Source organism: Mesorhizobium sp. M5C.F.Ca.IN.020.32.2.1 (assembly GCF_004023105.1).
Classification (GTDB): domain Bacteria; phylum Pseudomonadota; class Alphaproteobacteria; order Rhizobiales; family Rhizobiaceae; genus Mesorhizobium; species Mesorhizobium wenxiniae.
This window is the reverse complement of sequence record NZ_RZSX01001029.1, coordinates 1-2,021: the sequence shown is the minus strand read 5'-3', so window position 1 is coordinate 2,021 and position 2,021 is coordinate 1. Positions and strand designations below refer to the sequence as shown.

General features: G+C 65.4%; 2 protein-coding genes. Both read left to right on the top strand.

The genetic code is table 11. The annotated features are described in order from the left end of the window. The coding region (locus EOA86_RS32385) for a transglutaminase family protein (RefSeq protein WP_164892220.1) at positions 1-1,504 on the top strand (1,504 nt) is incomplete at its 5' end. Between the two features lie 6 nt (positions 1,505-1,510). After that, positions 1,511-2,021 (top strand): circularly permuted type 2 ATP-grasp protein (locus EOA86_RS32380; RefSeq protein WP_206630200.1); only part of this gene is annotated, 511 nt, incomplete at its 3' end.

Genomic DNA, 2,021 nt, shown 5'->3' with positions numbered 1-2,021 from the left:
GTCGGTCGAGCCGCGCGACGGGCGGCTTTGTGTATTCATGCCGCCGGTCGAGGCGCTGGAAGACTATCTCGAACTGGTCGCAGCGGCCGAGAACGCGGCAAAGGTTATCGGCCTGCCGGTGCATATCGAGGGCTACGGTCCGCCTCACGATCCGCGCCTCAACGTCATCCGCGTGGCTCCGGATCCCGGCGTCATCGAGGTGAACATCCATCCGGCTGCGAACTGGCAGGACTGCGTGGCGACGACCACAGCGATCTACGAGGAGGCGCGGCAGACGCGGCTCGGCGCCGACAAGTTCATGATAGACGGCCGCCACACCGGCACAGGCGGCGGCAACCATGTCGTCGTCGGCGGCGCAACACCCAACGACAGCCCGTTCCTGCGCCGCCCCGACCTGCTGAAGAGCCTTGTCCTGCAATGGCAGCGGCACCCGTCGCTGTCCTATCTATTCTCCGGCCTGTTCATCGGCCCGACCAGCCAGGCGCCGCGTTTCGATGAGGCGCGTCACGATTCGCTCTACGAGCTCGAGATCGCGATGGCGCAGGTGCCGCATCCGGACAGTGGCAGCGCGCCGTTGCCGTGGCTGGTCGACCGGCTGTTCCGCAACCTTCTGACCGACGTGACGGGGAACACGCATCGGTCGGAAATCTGCATCGACAAGCTGTTTTCGCCCGACGGGCCGACCGGCCGGCTGGGGCTGGTCGAGTTCCGCGGCTTCGAGATGCCGCCCAATGCGCGCATGAGTCTGGCGCAGCAATTGCTGGTGCGCGCCATCATCGCCCGCGCCTGGAAGAATCCGCTCGATGGCCGCTTCGTGCGCTGGGGCACGTCGCTGCATGACCGTTTCATGCTGCCGCACTATGTCTGGGCGGATTTTCTCGACGTGCTGGACGACCTCAAGCTGAACGGCTTTGAATTCCGTCCCGAATGGTTCGACGCGCAGCTCGAATTCCGCTTCCCGTTCTGCGGCGAGGTCCAGCATGCCGGCATCAAGCTGGAACTGCGGCAAGCGCTGGAGCCGTGGCATGTCATGGGCGAGCAGGGCGCCATCGGCGGAACCGTGCGCTTCGTCGATTCCTCGGTCGAGCGGCTGCAGGTGAAGACCGAAGGGCTTAACCCGGAGCGTCACGCGGTCGTCTGCAACGGCCGCATCGTGCCGATGAAGGTGACCGACACCAGAGAGATCGCGGTGGCGGGCGTCCGCTTCAAGGCCTGGCAGCCGGCATCGGGCATGCATCCCGCGCTGCCGGTCAATACGCCGCTGGTCTTCGACATCTACGATCGGTGGTCGGGCCGGGCGATCGGCGGTTGCGTCTACCATGTCGCACATCCGGGCGGGCGCAGCTACGACACCTTCCCGGTCAACGGCAATGAAGCTGAGGCGCGACGGCTCGCCCGCTTCGAGCCGCGTGGCCATACGCCGTCCGGCTACGTGCTGCGCGACGAACGAGCCTCTGAGGATTTCCCGATGACCCTTGACCTCAGGCGACCTGCAAGACTCTGATCAGCCATGGCAAAGGGGAATCACAAGAAAATACGCGGCAGATCGCATAACCTGCTGGAGCATTATCAGCCGATCGACGGTGTCGTCGACGAGATGGTCGATGCATCAGGCAATCCCCGCCCGGTCTGGAAGGACTTCATCGAGGCACTGGAGGAACTGGGCCCCGAAAAGCTCGCCCAGCGCTTCGCTCGCGCCGACCAGTATCTGCGCGACGCCGGCGTCTATTACCGCGTCTACGACAAGGCCGGCGCCAATGAGCGCGAATGGCCGCTGGCGCATGTGCCGCTGCTGATCGAGGACCAGGAATGGGCCGCGATCAGCGCCGGGCTGGTCCAGCGGGCCGAGCTGTTCGAGGAAACGATCGCCGATATCTACGGGCCGAACCGCCTGGTCGAGAAGGGCATCTTGCCGCCGGGGCTGATCGCAGCCAGCCCGGAATATTTGCGGCCGGTCGTCGGCACCAGACCGGCCAGCGGCCATTTCCTGCATTTCTGCGCCTTCGAGCTCGGCCGTGGAC